The 19836-nt window shown below is 25.4% G+C and carries 20 protein-coding genes and 1 CRISPR repeat array; of the genes, 1 reads left to right on the top strand and 19 read right to left on the bottom strand.

Annotation, left to right across the window (positions count from 1 at the left end):
- Positions 1-248: 248 nt before the first annotated feature.
- From IC214_RS20100 to IC214_RS20025, 18 genes are all read right to left on the bottom strand, one after another.
- Positions 249-434 (bottom strand): hypothetical protein, encoded by a 186-nt coding sequence (locus IC214_RS20100; RefSeq protein WP_227824902.1) that lies wholly within the window; start codon positions 432-434, stop codon positions 249-251.
- Positions 435-512: 78 nt separating this feature from the next.
- Positions 513-962 (bottom strand): hypothetical protein, encoded by a 450-nt coding sequence (locus IC214_RS20095; RefSeq protein WP_227824903.1) that lies wholly within the window; start codon positions 960-962, stop codon positions 513-515.
- A gap of 12 nt (positions 963-974) precedes the next feature.
- Entirely contained in the window at positions 975-1961 is a 987-nt protein-coding gene (locus tag IC214_RS20090) for a hypothetical protein (protein WP_227824904.1), read from the bottom strand.
- A gap of 153 nt (positions 1962-2114) precedes the next feature.
- Positions 2115-2798, bottom strand: coding sequence for a DUF4116 domain-containing protein (locus IC214_RS20085; RefSeq protein WP_227824905.1), 684 nt, complete (start codon positions 2796-2798; stop codon positions 2115-2117).
- A gap of 284 nt (positions 2799-3082) precedes the next feature.
- A CRISPR array of direct repeats spans positions 3083-3579; the repeat unit is 30 nt; unit sequence ATTAAACCTTAACACTATGTGTATTTAAAC.
- Between the two features lie 33 nt (positions 3580-3612).
- Positions 3613-4464 carry a DUF4116 domain-containing protein gene (locus tag IC214_RS20080; protein WP_227824906.1) on the bottom strand — a complete coding sequence of 284 codons (852 nt, stop codon included), beginning with the start codon at positions 4462-4464 and terminating at the stop codon, positions 3613-3615.
- Between the two features lie 304 nt (positions 4465-4768).
- Positions 4769-5761, bottom strand: coding sequence for a DUF4116 domain-containing protein (locus IC214_RS20075; protein ID WP_227824907.1), 993 nt, complete (start codon positions 5759-5761; stop codon positions 4769-4771).
- Between the two features lie 13 nt (positions 5762-5774).
- Positions 5775-6557, bottom strand: a complete 783-nt coding sequence (locus IC214_RS20070) for a hypothetical protein (protein ID WP_227824908.1) — start codon at positions 6555-6557, stop codon at positions 5775-5777.
- Between the two features lie 216 nt (positions 6558-6773).
- A complete protein-coding gene (locus IC214_RS20065) occupies positions 6774-6944 on the bottom strand; it encodes a hypothetical protein (protein WP_009899159.1) in 171 nt (56 codons plus the stop codon).
- A gap of 201 nt (positions 6945-7145) precedes the next feature.
- Positions 7146-8300, bottom strand: coding sequence for a DUF4116 domain-containing protein (locus IC214_RS20060; protein WP_227824909.1), 1155 nt, complete (start codon positions 8298-8300; stop codon positions 7146-7148).
- Positions 8301-8470: 170 nt separating this feature from the next.
- Positions 8471-8605, bottom strand: a complete 135-nt coding sequence (locus IC214_RS20975; RefSeq protein ID WP_255613220.1) for a hypothetical protein — start codon at positions 8603-8605, stop codon at positions 8471-8473.
- A 50-nt stretch (positions 8606-8655) separates the two neighbouring features.
- Positions 8656-8784 carry a hypothetical protein gene (locus tag IC214_RS20970; protein WP_255613219.1) on the bottom strand — a complete coding sequence of 43 codons (129 nt, stop codon included), beginning with the start codon at positions 8782-8784 and terminating at the stop codon, positions 8656-8658.
- A gap of 177 nt (positions 8785-8961) precedes the next feature.
- Positions 8962-9327, bottom strand: a complete 366-nt coding sequence (locus tag IC214_RS20055) for a hypothetical protein (RefSeq protein WP_227824910.1) — start codon at positions 9325-9327, stop codon at positions 8962-8964.
- Positions 9296-9487, bottom strand: a complete 192-nt coding sequence (locus IC214_RS20050; protein WP_227824911.1) for a hypothetical protein — start codon at positions 9485-9487, stop codon at positions 9296-9298. The genes IC214_RS20055 and IC214_RS20050 overlap by 32 nt, the downstream gene beginning before the upstream one ends.
- A gap of 316 nt (positions 9488-9803) precedes the next feature.
- Positions 9804-10370, bottom strand: a complete 567-nt coding sequence (locus tag IC214_RS20045) for a DUF4116 domain-containing protein (RefSeq protein ID WP_227824912.1) — start codon at positions 10368-10370, stop codon at positions 9804-9806.
- A 307-nt stretch (positions 10371-10677) separates the two neighbouring features.
- Positions 10678-11883, bottom strand: coding sequence for a DUF4116 domain-containing protein (locus IC214_RS20040; RefSeq protein WP_227824913.1), 1206 nt, complete (start codon positions 11881-11883; stop codon positions 10678-10680).
- A gap of 993 nt (positions 11884-12876) precedes the next feature.
- On the bottom strand, positions 12877-13470 hold the full coding sequence (locus IC214_RS20035) for a DUF4116 domain-containing protein (RefSeq protein ID WP_227824914.1): 594 nt from the start codon (positions 13468-13470) through the stop codon (positions 12877-12879).
- A 767-nt stretch (positions 13471-14237) separates the two neighbouring features.
- Positions 14238-15341, bottom strand: coding sequence for a DUF4116 domain-containing protein (locus IC214_RS20030; RefSeq protein WP_227824915.1), 1104 nt, complete (start codon positions 15339-15341; stop codon positions 14238-14240).
- Positions 15342-15637: 296 nt separating this feature from the next.
- The gene (locus IC214_RS20025) at positions 15638-17299 is read right to left on the bottom strand and encodes a DUF4116 domain-containing protein (protein WP_227845176.1); all 1662 of its coding nucleotides are present in this window, start codon (positions 17297-17299) and stop codon (positions 15638-15640) included.
- Positions 17300-17583: 284 nt separating this feature from the next.
- Here IC214_RS20025 and IC214_RS20020 point away from each other — a divergent pair, with 284 nt between their 5' ends.
- On the top strand, positions 17584-18279 hold the full coding sequence (locus IC214_RS20020) for a hypothetical protein (protein WP_227824917.1): 696 nt from the start codon (positions 17584-17586) through the stop codon (positions 18277-18279).
- Between the two features lie 392 nt (positions 18280-18671).
- Here the strand turns inward: IC214_RS20020 and IC214_RS20015 are convergent, their stop codons facing one another.
- Positions 18672-19808 (bottom strand): HNH endonuclease, encoded by a 1137-nt coding sequence (locus IC214_RS20015; RefSeq protein ID WP_227824918.1) that lies wholly within the window; start codon positions 19806-19808, stop codon positions 18672-18674.
- Positions 19809-19836: the final 28 nt, after the last annotated feature.

Below are 19836 nucleotides of genomic sequence, written 5' to 3'. Positions count from 1 at the left end.
TAAAAAACCTCCTTTAAGAGTAAACTCTATGAAGTTAAGAAATTAACTTCATGGGTAACGCAGTTAGAAACTGCTCTCCTCGATAATATTATTAAGGCTTGATAGCATATTACACTGTTTGTACCCATAAACTGTTTAATAATATGCAACAGAAGCTACAAACTGGAGAAGCATTTGTAGGTGTTATGACCTTAATAATGTAGTTTAAAACTCAATCTGGTCAATATGACTTGTAGATAACTTCAAGCCTACCTCTTTAGAGGTGGGTTATTGACATCTGCTCTTTCATACAAAAGCTCTTGATTCCTTTCTTTTAATTCTTCTGCACAATCTATACAACAACATTTCACAATTTGTAATCCTGGATCATATATTATTACTTGATATTCTTCATTTAAAGCACCATCGCAATTATAACAATTTTCAATTTTCATAGTATTTCTCCTGTTAATATTTCTCTTACTATTTTATTAGAGTATTTATTTCTAATTCTTTTTTATATAAATATTTTATTAATTATTTACAATATTATATTTATTATCTTCTCTCCATCCGAAATTATATGGTTTTATAATGTTAGATATTATATCTTTACATAAAAGCATATAATCTTTTATTTTATTTTCTGATTTATCTAAAATCCATTCTAATACATCACATCCACTACAACTTCCATAACCAACATATGTCATAAGATATTCACGTTCATCGGGCTGATATGTTTTTTTAGGTATTAAATATAATAAAGTACCTTGATAATGTCCATTATCTATTTCAGTTATATTGTCACTATCCCATTTATCATCCTCATCTATATCATCATTCAAAATATATTTTACAGATAATTTAACCAAATCTTCATAACTACAATAACTATCACTATTAATGAAATCAGACTCTAACAATGCTTCTCGTAATCTTGTTTTATTTTTTATCCACTTTTCTTTGCAATATTTTATCATTTAAATCTCCTTTTATATATTTTTAATCTTTATTTTTTTTATTTCGTCCATATATCCTGTTCCATTACAATGAGGGCATAATTCTAATGGTTTATTGATTATTTCTATAGCTCCTTTTAACCATGTATCAACTTTTTCTTTTAATTCATTCTCATTATTTGCATACATAGCATCTATTGCTGTATATCCATCATAATTACGCTGATTATGAGTCATTGAAAATATTTCTACTTCTTTATATTCTTTAATTCCATAATGAATCTTATTACGTTCTTTTTTAGTTCTTGCAAAAACATTCTGATAAGTTATTTTTTCTGGCGTTAATAATGGTACTATTTTTTTAACAGTAAAACAGAAATCATAATCAGATGTTATTTTAGCTTTACTTAAATCTATATTCTCTTTTATATATTGTCTTGTTATGTCAAACATTTGTTTTGAAGTAAATTTACATGGCATTGATGATAACATTAGTTCTGGAAAAATTATTTTATCTAATAACTGATGTTTTACATCTGTATTTGTTATTTTATATACAGAATTGCTTTTATAGTTTTCTTTATCACCAGTAGCCTCATATTCTATCTTATTTGGCATTTCAAAACTATCTAATTCCATAATTACTTCTATTTTTACATTTTCTACTTCAACTAATCTAAAAGGACGTTTATCTCTTTTAATAGAATAAAATTCAGATATATCAAAATCAAGTTTCCCCCTATCTTCTCTTCTTATTATTTCAGGGAACTTTTCACATATCAGATTTTTATTATCAATTTCATATCTTTCATTTGTATACTCTATTAACTCAGTTTCAATTTTTTCTGGATATTTATCTATAACATACCAATTTTTACAATATGTTTCCTTTGGCTTTTCTTTATCAAAATATAAATCTGTTAGCTTAGTTCTATGATAGCTATAATCATGCCCTTGAAACACCTCGCAATCAGTTATAAAGCATTCCTTATTTGTCTTTACCATATAAATATTCATCATAATTACCCTCCATACATAATTTAATTTTTACAACTTAATCTATTTGGCTTATAAAGAGCTTCCTCTTTTATCTATTACATGTCATTTTTTAATTTAAATCACAATAATTGTATTGTTTATATAAAATATTATAATTATATAGCCACTTAGTTTTTATTGAAATTCCTTCAAGAAATCAAGGTATACTTGTCTATGGACATTAATATCTTTCTCTGGGTCAAACCCTCCACCTTCATTATAGATTCTATCAATAAAAGTTTCTTTAGTAATATCTCTTTGGCAACCTACTGTAAATAGCCATACTCCATTTTTTTTTACTGCCAACACTTCTTTTGCTTCTTCTTGTTCTTTTAAATATTTGATGTTAAACATATCTTCATATTTTTCTTTATCTTTAACATATCTAATTACATATTTATCTTGTTTTAATGCATATATGCACATTTCCTCAGTTTGATTTCCTACAAATTGTAATGCGAAGCCATCTTGTCTTACAGCTTCAATGCAAATTTTATCAAGCTGTTCTTTTGAGAATTTACCTCTTAATTTGTTCCATTTTACATACTTTAAAGCATATCCTCTATTTCTTACTGCTTCTATACAAATCTCTGGTGTTTGTTCCATAACATATTCCAGAGCATATCCAAATTCTTTTACTGCTGTAAGATATAAATTATAAGTTTGTTCTTTGGTTAAATTAAGTTCATCAAATCTTACATCTCTAAGTAGCATCCCCTCTTTTTTTACTGCCTTTATACACATTTCATAAGTTTGTGTTTTTGCATTTTTCAAATCCCATGGATGTTTTTTTATCCAATCTACATCTATTTTTTTCATTTGACTCTCCCTTTTTAAATTTTATTTTTATAACACTTTTATTTATATTTATTATATTATTTTTATTTTTTTTTATAATAAGTATATCATTTTTATTGTTTATATAAAATATTGTAAGTTAATTTATATAGTGATATAATATAAATTATCCCAAGCTATTTTATGTATATATTGAAATATCTATATTTTTATTTTTAACTATTATTTGGGATAAAAAGCTTAAATTAATTGAAACTACTATATTATAAGATTTTCTTAATTTTAGAAATGGCTTGTTTACAGCTATTAAACCTTAACACTATGTGTATTTAAACCTTCTTTTATTAGCATGGTGAGTTAGGCAAATTTTAAAATTAAACCTTAACACTATGTGTATTTAAACCTATCATTGTGGTGGTTATCCAGCTCATCTACATAAATTAAACCTTAACACTATGTGTATTTAAACAATCTTTCTACCATAGATAAATACCACCTTTAATATATTAAACCTTAACACTATGTGTATTTAAACGTTGCATTATTATTATATACTATTGATATATTTAAAGATTAAACCTTAACACTATGTGTATTTAAACCCTATTTTTTTTCTTTCTATTACATAATAAGAAGCTTATTAAACCTTAACACTACGTGTATTTAAACTATAATTTAGGTCTTATATTTTCTTTTGGTCTATCAAATTAAACCTTAACACTATGTGTATTTAAACAATGTATCTAATTCATTTATTATAATATTATCCATTATTAAACCTTAACACTATGTGTAATTAAGAAGAAGCTATCTAAATTAATAGATAGCTTCTTTACTATTCAAACTCTTTTAGGAAATTAAGATATATTTGTCTATGGACATTAATATCTTTCTCTGGGTCAAACCCTCCACCTTCATTATAGATTCTATAAATAAAAATTTCTTTGCTAATATTATCTTGACAACCTACTATAAATAGCCATCTCCCATCTTCTTTTATTGCTATTACTTCTCTTACTTTACCCTGCTTTTTTAAATATTTAATATTAAATTCTTCTAAATATTTTTCCTTATCTATTACATACTTAATTGCATGTTTATCTTGTTTTAGAGCTTCTCTACATATCTCTTCTGTTTGTTTTTCTACAAATTGAAGTGCTAATCCATTTTCTTTTACTGCTTCTCTACATATTTCATCTGTTTGATTATTTACATACTCCAAAGCTAACCCGTTCTCTCTTACTGCTTCCATGCATATTTCATCTGTTTGATTGTTTACATACTTTAAAACATATCCTCTATTTCTTACTGCCTCTAAACATATCCTTGGCGTTTGTTCAATAACATCTTCTAAAGCTAAGCTATCTTGTCTTACAGCTTCCATGCATATTTCATCTGTTTGATTGTTTACATACTTTAAAGCATATCCTCTATCTCTTACTGCCTCTAAACATATTTCTGGTGTTTGTTCAATAACATATTCAAGAGCATATCCATATTCTTTTACTGCTGTAAGATATAAATTATAAGTTTGTTCTTTGGTTAAATTAAGTTCATCAAATCTTACATCTCCAAGTAGCATCCCATTTTTTTTTACTGCCTCTATACACATTTCATAAGTTTGTGTTTTTGCATTTTTCAAATCCCATGGATGTTTTTTTATCCAATCTACATCTATACATTTCATCTAATCTTTCCCCTCTTTTTAATTTTATTTTTATAACACTTTTATTTATATTTATTATATAATTTTTAATTTTTTTTATAATAATTGCACTATTTTTATTGATTATATAAAATTTTATAAATTAGTATATATACTGCTATAATTAAATTAGCATAAGATAATTAACATAATAGCTACTTTTTATTTTTAACTATTAGTTGGTATAAAAAGCTTACATTAGTTAAAATTACTGAATTGTAAACATTTTTTAATTTTAGAAATGGATTATTTAAGCCTTAACACTTTGTGTAACAGAAAAAGATATCTAAATTAACAGATATCCATTTTCATATTCTCGAATCTCTTTTAAGAAATCAAGATATACTTGTCTATGGACATTAATATCTTTTTCTGGGTCAAACCCTCCACCTTCATTATAGATTCTATATATGAATTCTTCTTTAGTAATGTTGATTTGACACCCTACAGTAAATAGCCATCTCCCTTCTTCTTTTATAGCTATTACTTCACTTGCTTCTTCTTGTCTTTCTAAATATTTAATATCAAATTCTTTTAAATATTTATCTTTATCTTTTATATATTTAATTGCATGTTTATTTTGTCTTAAAGCTTCTCTACATATTTCATCAAGCTTATCATCTATATACGCAAGTGCCAATCCATCCTGTTTTACTACCATTAAACACATCTCAATGAATTGTTCTTTTGTGAATTTGTCCCAATTTACATATTCTAAAGCTAAACTATTTTGTTTGACTGCTTCAATACATATTTCATAGAACTGATTATTTACATACTCTAAAGCCTCACCATCTCGCCTAACTGCTTCCATACATACTTCTGGAGTTTGCTTTTTTACATACTCTAAAGCCTCACCATCATTTCTAACCGCCTCTATACAGATTTCCATAGTCTGTTCTTCAACATATTCAAGAGCAAGCCCATTATTTCTTACTGCTATCATACAGATTTCTTCAGTTTGATTTTTTACATATTTTAAAGCTAATCCGTCAGTTTTTACTGCTATTAAACAGATTTCATTAATCTGTTCTTTTGAAAGTCCGCTTTCTAATTCACTCCACTTTACATATTCAAGTGCATATCCATCATTTTTAACTGCTGTAAGATATAAATTATAAACCTGCTCTTTAGTTATATTGAGTTCATTCCATCTTATATCTTTGAGTAACAATCCATCTATTTTTATGGCTTCTATACACATCTCATATGTTTGTGTTTGTGCAAATTTCAAATCCCATGGATAATTTTTTATCCTATCTAAATCTATATATTTCATTTATATCTCCTTTTTATTCAACTATAGAAAAGAATGCTATTTGTAAAATAAAACCAACAATAATATAGGTAAAAGCAAGTGGAAAATCAAATAGAATAAGAATAGCAGGACTCAACAAGATCATAGTAAAAAAGAATATAATTGTTGAATTATAGAACTTATGTAAGAAATAATATAAATATACTTCTTTTGGAATGGACTTAATAGATAATGTTCTTTTATTAGTTTCAATATCTTTTAAGAAATCAATGTAAGCTTGCCTATGGATATCTATCCCTTCCTTTAGGTTAAATAATTCTTTTTTAGTAATATTTTTATAATCACCTATAGAAAAAAGCCATTCTCCTTTTTCTTTTATTGCTATTACTTCCTTTATATCTTCTTGTTCTTCTAAATATTTAATTTCAAATAAATCTAAGTACTTTTCCTTGTCTTTAATATATTTAATTGCATGTTTATTTTGTCGTAGAGTTTCTATACACATCTTAGGAGTCTGATTTTTTACATATGCTAAGACTTCTTCATTTTGTCTTACTGCTATTAAACAAATTTCATCTATTTGTTCTTTTGATAATTTATCTAACTTCACATATTTAAGAGCTAATCCATTTTGTATGACTGCATTGAAACATAATTCATAAAACTGTTCCTTTGTTAAATTGAGTTCATTCCATTTTATATCCTTAAGCAACAAGCCATTTTGTCCTATAGCCTTAAGACATATTTCATAAGTTTGTTCTTTAAAATCTTTCAAATCCCATGAATTTTCTATTATATTATTTGATTCCATCCTCATAAGGCTTTCTCCTTTTCAACTTTATCTATAATATATGAATTATATTTTTCTTTTTGTACAATATATTATATCATTTATATTGATTATATAAAATATTTTAAGTAGGTTTAAAGTATATATATTTATTATTTTTAGTCATAGATTAGTAAAAAACATTAATATTATATATATAACAAAAAAGGCTATCTAAATTAATAGATAGCTTTTTAAAGTTGATTAAAACTTTTGATATAATTTTTTAAACATAGTTATGTATTTGTTGAACACCCCTCTACGATATAAAAATCTTATCGTTGCAAACAACATAACTCCTATAAAGAACCATGACCAGAAAAACTCACCACTCAAAAGTATGTACAAAAATCTAAATGGATGAATCCCAAACATAAAAACACTTCCTTTTTATTTTTTATTTTGTTTAATAAACTTTTTTATTTATGTAATATGTCCTATTATAGTAATTGTTTTTAATTTTTATAATTTCCAAGGCTTAAAATTTCTTGAATTTGCTATTTAAAAATAAATAAAAGACCATCTTTAATTATTTAAAATGGCCTTTTATCTTTCATATATGTATTTTAAAGTTAATCATAAATTCATATCTATTTCCAAAAATCTAATTTCTACAAAATCAATAGCATTCTTGTTCTGTTTTACAGCTTCTTTACAAATTTTCAATGTTTGTTTATATACAAATTCTAAAGCTAACCCATTTTCTCTCACTGCTTCTAAACAGATCTCTTCCGTTTGCACCTTCGCATACTGAAGAGCTAATCCATTTTGCATTACTGCTATTAGGCACATTCCTTCTGTTTGTTTTTCAATATGTTCTAAAACCATACCATCTCTTCTTAATGCCTCAAGACAGATATTTAGAGTCTTATTTTTTACATACTTAAGTGTTTGTGGGTCCTGGTTGATTGCAATTAAACACATTTCTTCTGTCTGTTTCTTTATATAATAAAGAGCTTCAGCTCTTTGTCTTACTGCATTTAAACACATCTCTTTTGTTTGTTTTCTTATGAATTGAAGTGCCCTTGGATTTTGCTTTAATGCTATTAAACATAGTTCTTCTGTTTGCTCTTTCACTTGCCTAATAGCTAATCCATTTTCTTTTACAGCAATTACACAAAGTTCTGGTGTTTGATTTTTTACATATCTAAGAGAATATGAATCATTTTTTACTGCGATAAGACAGATTTCATCGAGCTGTTCTCTCACAAATTTAAAAGCTCTCCCTTTATTACTAACTGCTTCTAAACAGATTTCTTTGGTTTGCTCTTTCACATACTCAAGTGCATATCCATCATCTCTTACTGCCTCTAAACAGATTTCATCAATCTGTTTCTTTGAAAATTTGCCTTTTAATTCGTCCCACCTTATGTACTTAAGAACCAATCCATTTTGTCTTACTGCCTCTATGCATATCTCAGGGGTTTGTTCATTTACATATTGCAATGATGAAGGTCTTTGTTTAACGGCTTCCATGCAGATATCATAAGATTGTTCTTTTGAGAATTCATCCCATTTTACATATTTAAGAGAGTTTCCATTTTGTTTGACTGCTTTAAGACAGATTTCATTAAGTTGTTCTTTTGAGAATTCATTCCACTTTATGTATTCAAGAACTAATCCATTCCGTCTTACTGCCTCTATACATACCTCTATTGCCTGTTCTTTAATATCTTTTAAATTTCGAGGATTTTTTTTAATTTTTTTTAAATCCATTTCTAATTGAGTCATTTAACCAGTCTGCTACTCAAAATAAGGTCAAATACATCCATATTGATAAAATTTCTTCTTTATAGAAGCTCGTTTTGTCTACTTACTTTTGAATGTTTTGATGAGTAGCTACTCCTTTTTTTTATATTTTTTACTTTCAAACTTCCATATTTTCTTTGAAAGTTTTCTTATTAGTTTATTTTTGGTATTTTCCAATCTTCAATATATATAATTGCTTGTTTATTTTGTCTTAATGCTTCTCTACATATTTCTTCAGTCTGATTCTTTACATACTCAAGTGCTAAGCCTTTTTCTTTTACTGCCATAGGACATAAGTTATTAACCTACTCCTTGTTAAAATTCAGTTCATCCAGCCTTATATCTTTAAGAAATAATCCATCTTTTTTATAGATTCTATGTACATTTCATAAGTTTGAGTTTGTGCATCTTTTAAATCCCATGGATGTTCTTTTATCCAGCCTATATATATATCTTCCCTAAGCATAATATCTCAATAATATAGTTCTTTTTGTATTTCTAATTATATCATCTTTTGATTTTGATATAAACTGTTTTCAAACAAGGTATCAACTACTTTTTAGTGTGTATAATAGTCAGTAATAACTTCCATTTATAAACAAAAAAAACTATCTAAATTAATAGATAGTTCTTTTTTTTATATTTAATCAAAATCCTTCAAGAAATTAAGATATATTTCTCTATGGACATTTATTCCTTCTTCTGGATCAAATCCACCATTTTCATTATAAATTCTGTATATAAACTCTTCAAGGTCTATATCTTCTTGGCAACCTATATCAAATAGCCACTGACCATCTTCTTCTATTGCTATTACTTCCTGAGCACCTTTTTGTTCTTCTAAATATTTAATATCAAACTCTTCTAAATATTTTTTCTTATCTTTTATATACTCAATTAAATGCTTATCCTGTTTTAAAACTGTTTTACATATTTTATCAAATTGATCCTCTGATAATCCTTTTCTTTTTACAAACCTAATTGCAGATGGATCTCTTTTTACCTTCATCCCATCTTACATCTTTAAGTAACAGTCCATTTTTTTCTATAGCTTTAAGGCACATTTCATAGGTTTGAACTTTAGCATATTTTAAATTAATAGGGTTTCTATTTATTACTTCTAAATCTATTTCCTGATGTTCTATTAAAGCACTCTCCTGTTTAGTCATTATATATTCCCCTTTTTAATTTATTTTCTATAAAACTATATTTTCTCACTATAGATATAGTAAATTTTCCTATTTTTTTATAAATAAAGTTAAAAAAATAAGATATCAATTAATTTAAACATATTTTTCATTATAATTATTTATAATTTATTTTTATTAATTTTATTATAATATTTATAATTATTTATATTGATTTATAAATATAATTTTTTATTCTATATAATTTAAATAAATTCCATAAAATTTTTCAATAATCTAAAGTATATTTCTCTATAAATATTTATTTCTAACTTTAAGTTAGATTCCCATATCTTCATTATAGATTCTGTTCTTTTAACCATATATTTAGAATATCTTCTTTTACATACTCAATAGCCTCTGCACTTCGTTTTACTGCTTCTAAACATAATTTATAAGCTTGTTCCTTTGAGAATTTATCCCAATTTACATACTTAAGAGCCTTTCCATTCTTTTTCACTGCTTCAAGGCATATTTCTTCAGACTGGTCATTCATGTATTTTAGAGCCCTAACATTTTGATTTAAAGCTTCAATACATATTTCATTGTTTTGGTCTTCCACAAATATAATTGCCCACCAATTTTGTTTTACTGCTTCAAGACATATTTTTGAAGTTTTATTCTTTACATACTCAAGAGCCATCCCATTTTCTTTTACTGCTATTAAACATAATTCTTCAGTTTGTTCTTCTATAAATTTCAATCCTTTTCCAAAATTCCCAAGTGCATTTAAATATAGATTATATATTTGTTCTTTATTTAAATTAAGTTCATCTAACTTTATCTCTTGTATTAACCAACCTGAACTTTTTACAACTTTAAGACACGTTTCATAAGTTCTAAGGTCTAAATTTAATTCAATCATTTATATATCCCCTTTATAATATTTCTTAAATATTTTTTATTATAATTATACCATTTTTGTTGTTTATATAAAATATTATAAATTTGTTTCTATAGTTATATAATTAGTTTATCGTTAAGCTAATTATATAGGATTTGAAATGTCTACACTCTTTTTTAATTATCTGATAGTATAAAAAGTTTAAAAGAATTGAAGTTGATGTATAGTAAGCATTTTTTTATTTTATAAATAGCTTATTTACAGTTATTAAACCTTAACACTATGTGTAATAAAAAAGAGCTATCTAAATTAATAGATAGCTTCTTTACTATTCAAACTCTTTTAAGAAATCAACATAAACTTGTCTATGAACATTAATACCTTTCTCTAAATCAAATCCTCTACCTTCATTATAGATTCTATCAATAAAAGTCTCTTTGGTAATTTTATATTGGCAACCTATGGTAAATAACCATTTACCATTTTCTTTAATGGCTATTACTTCTCTTACTCTACCTTGTTTTTTTAAATATTTAATATCAAACTCTTCTAAATATTTTTCTTTATCTATTATATATCTAATTAAATGCCTATCTTGCTTTAGAGCTTCTCTACAAATCTTATCTATTTGTACTTCTGATAACATATGCCACTCTATATACTCAAGAGCTGAGCCATTTTGTCTAATAGCTTCGATACAAAGTGCTGGTGTTTGTTTATCTACATATCGAAGTGCCATTCCATCTTGCCTAACTGCCTCAAGACACAACTCTTCTGTTTGTTCTTTTACAAATTGAAGGGCAAATCCATTCCCTCTTACTGCTATTAAACATAATTCATATGTTTGTTCTTTTGAGAATTCATCCCATTTTACAAAATTTAAAGCCATTCCATCTCGTTTAACTGCTTCTATACAGATTGCATAACTTTGTTCTTTTAAGAATTCTCCCCACTTTACACTCATTAAAGCTATCCCATCTCGCTTAACTGCTTCTGTGCATATTTCAAGAGTTTGATTTTTTACATGATACAAAGCTAATCCATTTTCCTTTACTGCTTCTATATATAATTTATAGGCTTGTTCTTCTGATAATATATTCCAATTTACATACTTTAAGGAATTTCCATAATTTTTAATTGCTATTAAACAAAGTTCAGGAGTTTGATTTTCTATATATTCTAATGCTCCACCAAAGTTACTTACTGCTTCAAAATGTATTTTATTTACTTGCTCTTTTGATAATCTATCTATCTTTACATGTTTAAGTGCATTACCATCTTGCTTGACTGCTATTAAACATAATTCTTCGGTTTGTTCCTCTATATACTTAAGTGCTTCTCCATTTTGCTTAACTGCAATAAGATATAAATTATATATCTGTTCCTTAGTTAAATTTAGTTCATTTAATTTTGCATATTTAAGTAACAACCCTTGTCGTTTTATTGCCTCTACACACATTTCATAAGTTTGGTTTTTTGCATATTCAAATTCCCATGGTAATCTTTTTATCTCTTTTAAACTTACTTCTCTCATTTACATATCCATCCTTATATTTATTTTTATAATACTATATATCTTATTTGTTATATTATTTTTCAATTTTATTTATAATAATTATATTATTTTTATTGATTATATAAAATATTGTAAGTGTACTTACTTAGTGATATAATCAAATTATCCCAAGATTATTAATATAATACCTACTTTCTATTTTTAACTATAGATTAGGATAAAAAAGCTTATATTAGTTAAAACTACTATCTTGTGAACATTTCTTAATTTAAGGAATGAATTATTTTAACCTTAGCACTTTGTGTATTTAAATTAGTCTTTTTTTGCTATTTAGTTTTTTTGATGCAATAATTAAATTAAACCTTAACACTTTGTGTATTTGAACCACTCCACTTGTCAAAAATATAGAACTTTTATATAATTAAACCTTAACATTTTGTGTATTTAAATTTTTATATTTGTGGTATAATAAAAGCAAGAAGAACTACAATCTATTTCAAACAAGAGTAGAGTTCGTAATTTAAACAATTAGTAATTATTTAAATCTATGGAATTTGATTTTAAAATAAAGTTCCCAACCACTCTTAGCTCCAACTTTGAGTGCAGAAAAACTACCCTTGCAAGGGTAGTTTTTTACTGTTTTAATATATATAATATAGAAAAAAGAGATATATTAATTTAAATTTTTTATCAAACTACAGGTGTACTTAAATTAAATTTGTGATATAATAGAATTAATAAATCAATTTATTTTTTGAAACCACTCTTAGGTGTTTGGGTGGTAAAGAAGGTCACTCCGCCCAGGGTGGCTTTCTTATTTTTTTGCAGATATACTGATTCCTAATATATGATAATTTGAATCTGAATACTTTAAATTAGAAAGACAATTATAATAACATACATTATAAAGATAAATAGATGAATAATTTAGCTTAAGTAAGATAGCACCAGAAAAAACCACAGTAGAAGAGTAAAAGAACTATCTTAAATTAATAGATAGCTCTTTTTATATTATTCAAATTGTCCTAAAAAATCAAAATATATTTGTTTATAAATATTTACTCCTAATCTCAAATCAAATCCACCACCTGTATTATAAATATAATCTACAAACTCTTTCTTAGTAAGATCTTCTTTATAACTTATAGTAAATAACCACTCTCCATTTTCTTTTATTGCAAACACTTCACTTGCATCTCCTTGAGATTCCAAATATTTAAGGTCAAACATTTTCTCATATTTTTCTTTATCTTTAACATATTTAATCGCATATTTATTTTGTTTTAGAGCTTCTATACATATCTTAGGAGTTTGCTCTGTTACATATTCTAAAGTTAATCCATCTTCCATTACTGCTATCAAACAAAGTTCTTCTATTTGTGCTTTTGAGAAGCCCCCTTCTAATTCATCCCAATTTACATACTTAAGAGCATTTTCATTATTTTCTAAAGCAATAAGATATAAATTATACATTTGTTCCTTTGTAAAATTGTACTCATCCCATTTTATAAATTCAAGCATTAATCCATTTCTATTTAAAGCCTTCTTACATGTTTCATAATTTTGTTTTTCAACTTTTTTTAAATTTAATTCTCTACTATTCATTTATTCTTCCACCTTTTTAATTTTATTTTTATAACACTATTTTTTATTTATTATATTACTTTTAATTATATTTATAATAAATACATTATTTTTATCGTTTATATAAAATATTATAAATCAATTTATATAGTGCTATAATTAAATTATTCCAAGATAATTGATGCATCATTTGGAATGTCTACATTCTTATTTTTAACTGTTAGTTGGGATATAACCGTTTATCCTAATTGAATTTACTATATTTTAAGCATTTCTAAAATTAATAAATGACTTACTTACATCAATTAAACCTTAGCAGTATGTGTATTCAAACCACTATTTAATTAAGTTTCTTAGCTCATTCATTGCTGTTAAACCTTAATTAACACTACGTGTATTTAAACTGCATATAAAAAGCTATTTATTAATTTAAATAGCTTTTTATATTATAATTATTTATAATTTATTTTTTTAAATATTTAAAACTATTTTTAAATATTTCTAATTATTTCTAATCATTACTAATTATTTTAAATTATTTCTATGAATTTATAATTATTAAAAAATATAAATTTATATTTTTTAATATTTAGTAGAATATTAATTCACTTGTAAGTGATAAATATCTCCAGTCTCTATGAATCTTTTTAAAATAAACTCTATATTCTTTATTATATATATTTTTTATAATATCCCCATCTTTTTTAATTTTATATAATATATTATATCATTTTTATTGTTTATATAAAATAAAAGAAGCTATCTAAATTAATAGATAGCCCCTTTTATTAGTTAAGTTGTTCTAAAAAATCAACATATACCTTTCTATGAGTATTTATACCTAATCTTAAATCGAAACCTCTTCCTTCATTATAAATTCTATAAATAAACTCATCCTTAGTAATATTATTTTCATGCCCTATAGAAAATAACCACTTATTATTTTCCTTGATAGCTATTACTTCTTTTATATTTTCTTGGTTTTTTAAATATCTAATATCAAACTCTTTTAAATATTTATCCTTATTTTTTATATATTTAATTGCGGTTTTGTCTCGTTTTAGAGCTTCTCTACATACTTCATCGAACTGATTTTCAATATATTTAAGAGCTAATATATCCTTTTTAACTGCTTCAATACATATTGCTTCTGTTTTATCCTCTAAACTATTAAGCAATAAGACATCTTTTTTTATTGCTTCAATACATATTTCATCTTTTTGTTCTTTTGAGAATTTGCCTTTTAATTTATTCCACTTTATATACTTAATAGCATATCCATTTTGTCTTACTGCTTCTATACATAAGTTATATATCTGTTCTTTAGTTAAATTAAGTTCATCCCACTTTACAAATCTAAGAGATAAACCATTTTCCCCTACAGCATTAATACATATTTCTGGTGTTTGTATTTTTACGAACCTAAGAGCATATCCATTTTGTTTTACTGCTTCAAGACATAGTTCTTCTGTTTGATTTTTTATATACTCAAGAGTTAATCCGTTTTTCTTTAAAGCAATTAAGCAAAGTTCCTCTGTTTGATCTTTTACATAAAATATATAATCTCCATGTTGTTTTACTGCCATTAGGCACATTTCATTAAGCTGATTGTTTACATACTGTAAAGCTTCTCCACATTGCCTTATAGCCTCCATACATATTTCGGGAGTCTGTTTTATCACATACTTTAAAGCCCTCCCATTTTCTTTTACTGCCTCTATACATAAGTTATATATCTGCTCATCAGTTAGATTAAGTTCATCCCATCTTACATCTTTAAGCAAATATCCATTTTCCCCTATAGCATTAATACACATCTCATAACTTTGTTCTTCTGCATTTATCAAATCCCATGGATGTTTTTTCACCCAATCTAAATCTATACATTTCATTTAATCTTTCCTCTTTTCGATTATATTTTTACAATACTATTTTTTATTATATTATATTATTTTTAATTTAAATTATAATAATTATATCATTTTTATTGTTTATATAAAATATTGCAAATATGTTTATATAGTTATATAATCAACTTATTCCAAATTAAGTAATATAAATTTAATATTTTTAAGTATTAGTTGAGATAGAAAGTTTAAATTAATTAATTTAAACTTTCTATGTATTTAAAATTACTGAATTAAACATTAATATTCTGTGTAGATATCTGAATTAACATATATCTTTTTTATTCAAATTGCTTTAAGAAATCAAAATATACCTGCTTATGAGTATTTATAGCCTCATCTAAATTAAATCCTTCATCATAAGAGATATGTTCACAACACATATATTCAGGACAAATATAATCATAGCAAATATAATCTACAAACTCTTTCTTAGTAAGATCTTCTTCACATTCTATAGTAAACAACCACTTTCCATTTTCTTTTATAGCTATTACTTCTTTTGTATTTTCTTGTTCTTTTAAATATTTAATATTAAATTCTTCTAAATATTTATCCTTATCTTTTATATATTTAATTGCATGTTTATCTTGCTTTAGAGCTTCTATACATATCTCATCTGTTTGTACTTTAACATACTTTAAGGCTAACCATTCTTTTTTTACTGCATTTAAGCACATATTTTCTGTTTGTGATCTCACATATCTAAGTACTTTTTCATCATTTTTAACTGCTTCCATGCAGATTCTATCCGTTTGCTCTATTACCCAAAATAATGATCCTCCATTTTGTTTAACTGCTTTTAAACATATTTCTTCTGTTTGCTCTTTTACATCTTCAAGAGCATATCCATTTTGTTTAACTGCTTCCATACATATCTCTTCTGTTTGGTTTTCTACAAAAAATAAAGCTAATCCATCTTGTCTTACTGCCTCCATACATATTTCTGTAGTTTGTTCTTTTACATATTTAAGAAATAAGCCATTTTGTCTTACTGCCATTAGACACATCTCTTCTGTTTGGTCTTCTACAAATTCAAAAGATTCTATATCTTGTTTTAATGCTATTAAGCATATTTCTTCAGTTTGGTTTTCTACAAAAAATAAAGCCCTACCATTTTGTCTTACTGCTTCTTTACAAATTTTTTCTGTTTGATTCTTTACATATTGCAGTGACCATCCATTTTGTCTTACTGCCATTAGACACATCTCTTCTGTTTGTTCTTCAATATAACTTAAAAAATAATAATTAATTTTTATCAACTCTAAATATACTGATTTTGGATATTTTTTTATGTATTTCAAGTCTTCTTTTATATTATTTTTTATACCTTTTATATATTCTATATAAATCTCTGTAAGTTGTTCTTTTGTCAGATTAATATAAGCAATCCTACTTATAGCCATTGGATTTTGTCTAACTGCTTCTATACATAGTCTAAATGTTTTATTTTTTACAAACCCTAATGCAAATCCGTTCTCTCTTACTGCTATTAAACATATCTCTTCTGTTTGTTTTTCAACATGATTTAAATATTGTCCATCTTTTCTTACTACTTCCATCCAAACTTTCTCTGTACGATTTCTTAGTTTAATATGACTAAAAACCTCTACTCTTTGTTTAATTGCTTCTATACATAGTTTCTCAGTTTGGTTATCTACAAATCCAATTGCATATCCATTTTGTTTGACTGCTTCAATACAAATCTCTTCTGTTTGTTCTTTTACAAACTTTAAAGCTTCTCCATTCTCTTTTACAGCAATAATATATAAATTGCGTATCTGTTCATTTGTAAAATTACACTCATCCCATTTAACAAATTCAAGAGCTAATCCACTTCTACTTAAAGATTCTTTACATATTTCATAATTTTGGTTTTCAACTTTTCTCAAACTCATTGGATCTCTTTTTACTCTCTCTAAGTCATATTCATACATTTTCATTTTCGTTTCTCCCCTTAATATTCCTTAAAATTATTATATCACTTTTACTTTTCCTATCTTTCTTCAGTTCAAAATAAAACCTTTTAAAATTTATCATAAACAAATAAAATAAAACTAAATATATATAATTGATATACACATATATCAATATAATTATAATTTGAACTTACCATACTAAATAGTAATTATCTACTATCTATATTGGAAATCTTATATATATCTTTAACAACCAATTGATAAATTATATAATGTACATATAAAAATATAAGAAAGGTGAAATTAATATGAACAGTTTAGTGACAGAAAACCATGGGGAAATAATATCTTATTATGATTATCAAAATAAAGTACTTATCTCAACTATATGTATTTTAGAAGTCTATTTTTCTAAAATCACAAATAAACATTTAATACATCTAAATTGTAGGCGCAAAGAAGATGTTACTTTGGCACAATTGAGTTTGATCTATGAATCCTATTTTCATAAAAATAGTGGAATGAAAGGTATCTGTTGGGAATATTATATCTTTAATTCAATAAAAAATAAAAATTTTTACATACAAGGTTTAATTAATGAGGCAATAAACTTACTTTCTTTTGAGAATACCTTTGATAATATAGATGCTATTTTATGGGCAGGAGAAAGAACAGATTTATCTGTAGATTATATAAAAACTCTTCTTAGTAATGAGAATACTATTTGGAGTCTAAATAACCAATATAATTTTAAAAATCATATTGATTGTGTATATAATTCATTTCATCTGAAAAAACATAGACAAAACCTCCCTAACAATATAAGTGGCATATGGAAAACGGATTTATTTGTAAAAAAAGAGAATAGTAGTACTTGGTATGCCACAACAGTTAAATGGAATACAAATCAAATGAAATGCTATAATGGTCTATCTATTGGAATTTCATTCGACCCAGCAGAGAAACTTTACAATAGATACTATCTTGATATACAAAAAAAATAATTCTGGTAAAAACAGTTTTATACATTGTAAAATCCCATTCACATTTGATTTTGGTTCACTATATAACTCTGCTTTTCATTTAATGAGTGATATTTTGCTTAATTTAAATTGTTCTGATCCCTGTAAAAAAACAAGTACTTTTAGAGATGCCATACACTTTTCTGCGTTTCTTAAATACTATGAGATAAAAGAGAATACATGCATGAATATTTTAAATTATTTAAAAGGTCTCTATTGCTATAATATAAATACTAAAAAACAAGAAATACTTATAGAAACCAACAATAAATCAATAATAGAAACTAACAATACCTATATTTCCGACAATACAAATAGCAACATAATATTATTACCAAAGTAAAATGTTTTTTATTAAGAAGAAGTCTATTGGTTTAGACCTCTTCTTTTAATAGTTCTTCAAACTTTTGGTCTAAGAGCTCTTTCTTTGTAGGTATCTTCTCTTCGCATCTATTTTCCCAATTAATAACAATAACTTGTTTATTTAATACTTCACGCAATTTACATATGTCAATTTTATATGGTATTCGAACAATAAAATCGAATTCACCATAAAAAGACAAAAAAACTATTATCTCATTTTCTACGGAAAAAGCTATTATTGCATGTTTAACACCTAAATAATTGGTTCTTTGTTTTGCCTTTGGATCTACAATAGCATTTACATCTTCAACAAAATCTCCATTACCACCATTTACAATATAATTTCTAATATCATCAAATTCTTCACCTAATACTATTTCTTGTCCAACAACAGAAGCGACATAATTAAAAGCTATCTTAGCACATGTTCTATAAAATTTTTCTATATCAAATCTTATACTTTGATATGATTTCACATGTTGCGATTCTACAATTGAATCATCTTCCTTCCCTATAGAATTTTCATAAAGTTTTTTAATAAGAATTTCCATTTTATCTTTTAATTCATCGTTTATTGTTACCTCTGGATTGTGCCCTATAAACCATTTTTGCTTAATAGAGCCTCTACCTTTTTCTTGATATTCTTTGAATCCAAGCATTATTTTATTTTTAGGAATGTAACTATCTTTTATAACTGTTGTATTACTATAATCTGCTTGAAGGAATTTTTCTAATTCTTCCATTTCATTTTCGGCTTTTGGCAAAAATAATTTAGTGGAATTAGATAAAGCTCCATATTCTAAATTAAATATAATTTGTTTTATGTATTTTGGTACTCCTTTAACAATATATCCTAATGCATTATTATCATCTTCATCCAAAATAAGGTGTACTTTAGACTGAGTAGCCTTTTTAGGATTATTAATATTTCCTCTTGAACCAGGACCTATAAATTGTCTTAATATAGCTAAAAAACCCTCTCTTGTAAAATCTAATTCTAACTCCTTAGAAAATTTTTCATTTATTTCATCACTTACATATCCTTTTGGTAACGTACTTTTCCCACCTAATGAAGCTGGGAATATATGTTCTTGTTTTTTAAAGTTTGCTTCTGGCTCAGATTTTTTTGAGTATATACATACATTCATTTATAAATTCCTCCTCAATATTTCTCTC

It is taken from the genome of Clostridioides sp. ES-S-0190-01, from assembly GCF_020658275.1.
GTDB lineage: Bacteria > Bacillota > Clostridia > Peptostreptococcales > Peptostreptococcaceae > Clostridioides.
Note: the sequence above shows the minus strand (reverse complement) of the source record. Positions and strands in the feature narration are given on the sequence as shown.